6 protein-coding genes are annotated in these 7971 nt (G+C 72.3%); 2 read left to right on the top strand and 4 right to left on the bottom strand.

The features are described 5' to 3' along the window. Positions 1-3: 3 nt before the first annotated feature. From ACIWVC_RS16895 to ACIWVC_RS16880, 4 genes are all read right to left on the bottom strand, one after another. The gene (locus tag ACIWVC_RS16895; protein WP_396450909.1) at positions 4-822 is read right to left on the bottom strand and encodes an SDR family NAD(P)-dependent oxidoreductase; all 819 of its coding nucleotides are present in this window, start codon (positions 820-822) and stop codon (positions 4-6) included. A gap of 128 nt (positions 823-950) precedes the next feature. Further along, positions 951-2546 carry a flavin-containing monooxygenase gene (locus ACIWVC_RS16890; protein WP_396454290.1) on the bottom strand — a complete coding sequence of 532 codons (1596 nt, stop codon included), beginning with the start codon at positions 2544-2546 and terminating at the stop codon, positions 951-953. A gap of 2 nt (positions 2547-2548) precedes the next feature. After that, on the bottom strand, positions 2549-3550 hold the full coding sequence (locus ACIWVC_RS16885) for a diiron oxygenase (protein ID WP_396450905.1): 1002 nt from the start codon (positions 3548-3550) through the stop codon (positions 2549-2551). Positions 3551-3641: 91 nt separating this feature from the next. Further along, complete coding sequence (locus tag ACIWVC_RS16880; protein WP_396450903.1) at positions 3642-4340, bottom strand: TetR/AcrR family transcriptional regulator; 699 nt, start codon at positions 4338-4340, stop codon at positions 3642-3644. Positions 4341-4543: 203 nt separating this feature from the next. Between ACIWVC_RS16880 and ACIWVC_RS16875 the strand changes: the two genes are divergently transcribed. Both ACIWVC_RS16875 and ACIWVC_RS16870 read left to right on the top strand, forming a co-directional pair. Then, positions 4544-5359, top strand: a complete 816-nt coding sequence (locus tag ACIWVC_RS16875) for an ABC transporter ATP-binding protein (protein ID WP_396450901.1) — start codon at positions 4544-4546, stop codon at positions 5357-5359. Beyond that, positions 5356-7866: an ABC transporter permease gene (locus tag ACIWVC_RS16870; protein WP_396450899.1), complete on the top strand. Its 2511-nt coding sequence runs from the start codon at positions 5356-5358 to the stop codon at positions 7864-7866. The genes ACIWVC_RS16875 and ACIWVC_RS16870 overlap by 4 nt, the downstream gene beginning before the upstream one ends. Positions 7867-7971 lie beyond the last annotated feature (105 nt).

Below are 7971 nucleotides of genomic sequence, written 5' to 3'. Positions count from 1 at the left end.
GGGTCACTTGCCGGAGCGGATCCGGTCCACCGCGATCTGGGCGACGCGGACGGCCGCGCCCGGGTTGAGGCGGACGCCGCGCCACGCGAGCCGGCCGTGCGCGGGCGCGACGATGAGCGCCTGGTTCTTCGCGACGCCGCGCATGATGTCGCGCGCCAGCTTCTCGGCCGTGTAGAGGCGCGGGGACGCCTTGGCGATGTCGCCGGTCGCGTCGCCGCTCAGCGCCGTCTCGGGCAGGTCCGGATTGACGTTGTGCAGCAGCGGCGTGTCGACGAAGGACGGGCAGACGACGCTGACCTTGACGCCGCGCCCGGCGGCCTCCGCGCGCAGGCCGAGTGACAGGCCGACGACGGCGTGCTTGGTGGCGGTGTAGGGGATGCCGATCGGCATCGGGACGAGCCCGGCCAGCGACGCGGTGTTCACGATGTGGCCGCCGCGCTGCTCCAGCATGATCGGGTAGGCGGCGTGGACGCCGTGCACCACGCCCTTGAGGTTGATGTCGATGGCGCGGTTCCAGTGGTCGAGGGTGAGCTCCTCGGCCAGCCCGCCGATCGCGATGCCGGCGTTGTTGAACACCAGGTCGAGCCGCCCGTGGTCGGCCTTCACGCCCTGGTAGAGGTCGGCGACGGCACCGGCGTCGGTGACGTCGAGGGCGGCGGAGGACGCCTTGCCCTTGCCGAGGGTGTTCAGCCTGTCCGCGACCTTCGCGGCGCCCTCGGCGTTGATGTCGGCGACGACGACGGTGTCGCCGCGCGCCGCCAGGGACGTGGCGATCGCACGGCCGATGCCGGATGCGCCTCCGGTCACGATCGCGATGCTCATTGCGCGCTCCGCTCGGTTGAAACCGCGGGCCCGGGTCGGTGGGGAGTCGGACCCCGGCCCGCGGTGGCTAATTAGATTGAATGTTCAATTGTGCGCGATTCTAGGGCGGGCGTCCTGCCCGCCGATAGTCACGCGCCGACGAAACCGCGCCGGGAGTTCCGCTGCTCGGCGTCAAGCGGCCCGGCGTCGAGCGGCCCGGCGTCCGGCGATCCGGTCTCGCGCGGCTCGATCTGGAAGTCGCCGGGGTTCAGCCTGCGGGTGCGCAGCCAGAAGTTCAGCGTGGACGCGGGCCACGCCGCCCGGTTCACGCCGGCCCGGTCGAGGTACCAGCTGTCGCAGCCGCCGGCGACCCAGACGGCGCCCTCGGACCTGCGCTGCACCCACCGGTTGAACCGGTCCTGGACGGACGGCTTCACCGAGATCCGCGCGCCGCCCGCCGCGTCCAGCATCGCCAGGCACTGCAGGACGTACCGGACCTGCGCCTCGATGATGAAGATCATCGAGTTGTGGCCGAGCCCGGAGTTCGGGCCGAGCAGCAGGAACATGTTGGGGAAGCCCGCCACCGTGACGCCGAGGTGGGCTTCGATGCCGTCCTTCCAGGCGTCCTGGATCTTCAGGCCGTGCCGGCCGACGATGTGCGCGCCGTCGAAGGCGTCCGTGACGTGGAAGCCGGTGCCGAAGATGATCGCGTCGGCCTCGTGCTCGCGCCCGTCCCGCGTGACGACCGAGTGCTCGCGGACCTCGGCGATGCCCTCCGTCGTCAGCTCGACGTTGGGCCGCATCAGCGCCGGGTAGTAGTCGCTCGACACCAGCGTCCGCTTGCAGCCCATCGTGTAGTCGGGCGTCAGCTTGCGGCGCAGGTCCTCGTCCGGCACCTGCCGGGCGAGATGCCACCGCGCGAGCGAACTGGCCGCCTTGAGCAGCCGCGGGTTCTTGAACCCGAGGACGAAGCTCTCCTGCACGAGGTAGATGCCGTTGCGGTAGCCGCGCTGCACGAGCGGGACCCGGCGGAACAGCGCCCGCTCCAGCCCGGTGATCCGCCGGTCGGGTTTCGGCAGGATCCACGGCGGCGTCCGCTGGAACACCGTCAGATGCCTGACGCGCTTCGCGATCTGCGGGACGAACTGGATCGCGGACGCGCCCGTCCCGATCACCGCCACCCGCTTGCCGGTCAGGTCGTAGGAGTGGTCCCACTCGGCGGAGTGGAACGTCTTCCCCTTGAACGAGGCGAGCCCCGGCAGGTCGGGGATGCTCGGGTGGTGCAGCGGCCCCATCCCGGCGACCAGCGCCCGCCCCCGCACGACCTCCTCGCCGTTGACGGTCACCCGCCAGGTGTCGGTCGCGTCGTCGTACTCCGCCCCGGTCGCCTCGGCGTTGAACCGGATGTGCTGCGCCAGCTCGTACTTGCCGACGACGTCCTTGATGTACTGCAGGATCTCGCCCTGCTCCGGGAACATCCGCGACCAGTCGGCCTTGGGCTCGAACGAGTAGGAGTACAGCAGCGACATGATGTCGCAGGCGCAGCCCGGGTAGGTGTTCTCCCGCCACGTCCCGCCGACCTCGTCCGCCTTCTCCAGGATGACGAAGTCGTGCACGCCGGCCTTCTTCAGCCCGATCGCCATGGCGAGGCCGGAGAAGCCCGTCCCGATGATGACGGCCTTGTAGGCGCCGCCCGGCCCCGCCGCGGGCGTCACCACGGCGGGGCCCGCCTGGATCCCGGCCATGCTCACGCGGCCTCGGGAGACTCGAGCGGCCGGCGCGTGCCGGGCTCGTCCCAGATGCCGAACGCCTTCCAGACCCGCTTGTTGACCGGGGTGATCACGCCCAGCTCGGCCATCAGGTCGCGGATCTTGCCGACGGAGTTGGAGATCTCCGCCTGCGACGCCGGGTTCTTGTACGCGGCGCGGACGACGTCCTTCGGGATGTTGAAGTGCCGCACCATCGGCCCGGGCGGGGACAGCATGATCCGCGCCATCACGCCGAGCACGACCGGCGTCGCGACGCCGAGGATGCGGCGGCGCAGCGGGTTCATGTTGGGCACCCGGTGCTTGAGGTAGTGCCGGGCGAACGAGATGTGCCGGGCCTCCTCCGCGATGTGGATCTTCATGATCGTCTCTTCGAGGGGGTGCTTGATGTGCCCGCCCTTGAGGGACTTGCGCTGGACGTAGTCGATCGGGTCCTCGCCGCCGAGCACGAACACGAAGAACATCTCGGTGCTGACCAGCGGGATCCACGGCGCGGCCTGCGCGATGAAGCTGAGCGACCGCGGCATGCCGCGGATCGGCATCCCCGTCCGGTTCACGAACTCCTGGAACATCATCCCGTGGTGACATTCCTCGGTCGTCTCGTGGTAGACGTACCGGAACTCGGGCCGCCCGTTCGGCAGCCGGTAGGCGTAGTTGAGCAGCCCGCGCTTCAGCAGGTTCTCGAACTGCAGGCCGATCTTCATCGCGGTCGCGACCCGCCACAGCCCGATCTGCGCCTGGATCTCCGGCGGCTGCGACCGGTACCACGCGGTCTCGCCGAGCCGGTCGAACGGCGGGAGCACCCAGCGCGGATCGTTCTTGTCGACGGTGAACTCGGGGTCGTCCCACGGGATGTCGGCGTAGGCCTCCCAGTGCTTCTCCACCGACGCCTTGTTCAGGCGGTCGATGACGCCGAGGTACGACTTCTTGTCCTTGACCTGCACGCGGAGCTCGCCGGCGAGGTCGGTGGGGGCTTTCGGCATGTGAGGCGCTCCCTCGGGGTGCTGCGGCCGGCTCGCCGGGAGGACGGGCCGGCGGGGTGTTACCGGAGGTGGGGTCGGGGTCGGGGCGGGGTCAGTGCTCGGACGACGCTCCGGCGGGCGTGTCGGGCATCGGCCCGCCGGTCGGCGTGCCCGGCTGCGGGACGATCAGCTGCGCGACGTCCTTCACCTGGCGCAGCACGGCGGCCTGGTGGCCCTCCGCGTCGCAGTCCAGGCCGTTCTGTATGGACAGCCCGACGAACATCGCGAACAGGGCGCGCAGCATCGTCGGGACGAAATCGGGGGCCAGCTCGTTCTCCGGGAACAGCCGCTCGAACGTCTCCAGGATGACCTGGAGGATCCGCTCGTTCAGGTCGATGCACAGCGGCCGCAGCTCGTCGTCGGTGCGGGCCGCCACGGCCAGCTCCATCAGCGCCTTCGCCGGGGGGCCGCGGAACACCTCCCACAGCAGGTCGAGGGCGCCGGAGACGTTGCGCCGCTCGGGCGGCAGCACCGCGAACGCCGTCTCGTACGCCAGGCGCTGCGCCTCCAGCAGGTGCTCCAGCGCGGCGGCGACCAGCACCATCTTCGTCGGGTAGTGGTGCTGCTGCGCCCCGCGCGACACGCCGGCGCGGCGGGCCACCTCCGTGGTGGACGTCCCGGACCAGCCGAGGTCGACGAGGCACTCCATGGTCGCCTCCAGGAGCCTCGCCTGCGTCCGCGAGCGGCGTTCCTGCTGCGTGCGGCGCCCGGAGGAGCCGTGGCGGCGGCGTCGGCGGCTGCTTACTGCCATGACTGGGACGGTACGAGCCGACAAACAAGCAAGCAAGCCTGCATGTATGTTGTCCCGGTCACAATTGGACATCGAGTCTTGTTGATCTCGGCGAGTACCGCGGCGGACGTAGCCGGGACGCGGCGGCTGCGTCCGGGGGAGCAGTGCGGGTGCCTCTCCTCGCCCGACGACGGAGGCCATGGCGCCCGGCCACGATCCGGGGCATGGGAAACGCAGCAGAAGCAAGACGATCGATCAACGAGACCGGAACGAGCGAAGCGGGCCGCGGGGCCGCCTCCCGGCAGGGAGCCGCCGGCGGGGCGCGGACCGTCCGCCTCGGCAAGGTGTACGGGTCCGGTGACATGGCGGTGCGCGCGCTCGACGACGTCACCGTGGAGTTCCCGGCCGGCCGCTTCACCGCGATCATGGGCCCGTCCGGCGCCGGCAAGTCCACGCTCATGCACTGCGTGGCCGGGCTGGAGGACGCCACGTCCGGCAAGGTCTACGTCGGCGACCAGGAGCTCGGGGCGCTGTCGGACCGGCGGCTCACCAGGCTCCGGCGCGAGCGCATCGGGTTCGTGTTCCAGGCGTTCAACCTGATCCCGACCCTGACCGCGCGGGACAACATCGTGCTGCCGCTGACGCTGGCGGGCTCGAAGCCGGACGGGGAGTGGTTCGACACGATCGTCCGCGTCCTCAAGCTGGGGGACCGGCTGTCGCACCGGCCGTCCGAGATGTCGGGCGGGCAGCAGCAGCGGGTCGCGCTGGCGCGCGCCCTGGTCACCCGCCCGCAGATCGTGTTCGCGGACGAGCCGACCGGCAACCTCGACTCCCGCACCGGCGCCGAGGTCCTCACGCTGCTCCGCGACGCGGTCGACGACCTCGGCCAGACCGTCGCGATGGTCACCCACGACCCGGTCGCCGCCGGGCACGCCGACGCGGTCGTGTTCCTCGCCGACGGCCGGATCGTCGACGTCATGGACGCGCCCACGCCCGCCCGGGTGCTGGACCGCATGCGCGGACTGGGGGACCACCGATGATCGGGCTCGTGTTCAAGGAACTGTGGGGACGCAAACGCCGGATGGCCGGCTCCCTGGTGGCGGTCTTCCTGGGCGTGACGTTCCTGACCGGGACGCTCGTCCTCGGCGACACGCTCGCGGCGAGCATCGACGGCTACTTCTCCAAGGCGTACGGCAACACCGACGTGACCGTCCGGAACGCGACCAAGGTGAGCGACGCGCCGTGGGGCGCGCGCGGGCAGATCGACGCGTCCGTCCTGGACGACGTCCGCAGGGTCGACGGCGTCGCCAACGCCGAACCGGGCATCCAAGGGTCGGGGCAGCTGCTCGCCAAGGACGGCACCACGATCCAGTCGCGCGGGCCGCGCCTCGCCGGCAACTGGGTGACCGACCCCGAGCTCAACCCCTACCACCTCGTGTCGGGGCGGGCGCCGCGCGCGCCGGACGAGGTCGTCATCAACAAGATGTTCGCCGACGAGGGCGACCTCAAGGTCGGCGACCGGACGGCGGTGCTCACGCCGCAGAAGGTCCCGGTGACCGTCGTCGGGATCAGCAAGTTCGGCGACGAGGACGCCTTCGGCGAGACGTCGTTCACGGCGTTCTCCCTGGAGGGGGCCCGCGAGCACGTCGCGAAGGGGACCGACCGCATCAGCAGCGTCGCGGTCCGCGCGGACGACGGGGTCGGCCAGGCCGAACTGGCGTCCCGCATCGAGCCGGTGCTGCCCGCCGGGGTCGAGGCCGTCACCAACAAGGCGCAGGTCGAGGAGGGCATGAGCCTCGTCGAGAGCGGCTTCCTGCGGGTGTTCCGGATCGTCCTCGCCGCGTTCGGCGGGGTGGCGCTCCTCGTCGCCGCGTTCTCGATCCACAACACCTTCGCCATCACGATGGCGCAGCGGACCCGCGAGTCGGCGCTGCTGCGCGCCCTCGGCGCCGGACGCCGCCAGGTCGTCGCGATCGTCGGCTTCGAGGCCCTCGTGGTCGGCGGCGCCGCCACCGCCGCCGGGCTCGCCGGCGGCCTCGGCTTCGCGGCCCTGCTCCGGCAGCTGTTCACGCAGTTCCGGATCGGGATCGCGATGGAGGGCCTCACCGTCGCGGTCTCCTCGGTCCTCATCGCGGTGCCGGTCGGGCTGGTGGTCACCCTCGTCGCGGCGCTCGGCCCCGCGCTGAAGGCGTCGCGGGTGCCGCCGCTGGCCGCGCTGCGCGAGGTCGCGGCCGAGGCGCCGCGCCCGTCGGAGACCCGGATCATCGTCGGCGGCGTGTTCGCGGCGGTCGCCGTGGGGACGACGGTGTTCGGCGCGGTCACCGAGCAGATGGCGATGGCGGCCGCCGGCGCGCTGGTCACCGTCGTCGCGATGGTCGCGCTCGGCCCGGTCGCCGCCCGCCCGGTCGCCGAGCTGCTCGGCGGGCCCGCGGCGCGGCTGCGCGGCGTGCCCGGGACGCTCGCCCGCGACAACGCGGCCCGCAGCCCGGCCCGCACCGCCGGCGCCGCGACCGCGCTGATGATCGGCGTCGGCGTGGTCACGCTGATGACGGTGTTCATCGGGTCGCTGCGCGCGTCCCTGGAGGACGGCGTCGCCGGGTCGTTCAAGGGCCCGATCGTGGTGAACGCCGGCAACAACGAGACGGGCGGGTTCAGCACGGCCCTCGCCCGGGAGGCGGCGAAACTGCCGCAGGTGAGGGACGTCGCGGGCATCGGGACGGGAAGCATGCGCGTGGACGGCTCCCCGTCCACCGTCAGCGTGGCCGACCCGTCCGGTCTGCGCCGCGTCCTCGACCTGGACGTCAGGGACGGCGGCCTCACCGGAGCCGGCACGTTCGCCGTGTCCGCGAAGGCCGCGGACGACCACGGCTGGCGCGTGGGCACCCCGGTCGGCGTCACGTTCGCCGACGGCGCCTCGCAGAAGCTCACCGTGGGGGCCGTGTACGAGAACACCGACATCACCGGCGACTACCTCGTCCCGCGCACCGTATGGGACGCGCACACCAGGCAGCCCCTGGACACCCGCGCCTTCGTGGAACTCGCCCCGGGCGCGTCGGTCGCGTCCGCCCGGCAGGCGCTGACCGCGCTCGCCAAGCCGTACGGGGCGCCCGAGGTGCAGTCGCGGGACGAGTTCGTCGCCGCGCAGACCGAGGAGATGTCCGGCTTCATCACGGTCGTGTACGGGATGCTGATCCTCGCCATCGTGGTCGCGCTGCTCGGCATCGCCAACACGCTGTCCCTCGCCGTCCACGAGCGGACCCGCGAACTCGGGCTCCTGCGCGCCGTCGGCGCGACCCGCCCGCAGATCAGGTCGATGGTGCGGTGGGAGTCGGTCATCGTCGCGCTGTTCGGCACCGGCGGCGGGCTCGGGCTCGGCGTGTTCCTCGGCTGGGGCCTCGGGACCGCCCTCGGCAACCCGTTCGCGCCGTCCGCGGCCACCATCGCGGTCATCGCGGCGGTCGGCGCGGTCGCCGGGGCGCTCGCCGCGATCCGCCCGGCGCGGCGCGCCTCCCGGCTGGCGATCCTGTCCGCGATCTCCGCGCCGTGACGCCCCCGCGCCCGTTCTCCCGGCCCCGCGGCCGGGAGAACGGGGCGTCCGGCCCCGGCCACCAGCGCGGCGGGGCGGCCGCGTGTCCCGGGGCGGCCCGCGGTT

Origin of the sequence: Actinomadura sp. (genome assembly GCF_044508335.1) — a bacterium.
GTDB lineage: Bacteria > Actinomycetota > Actinomycetes > Streptosporangiales > Streptosporangiaceae > Spirillospora.
This window is presented reverse-complemented; position numbering and strand designations above follow the sequence as displayed.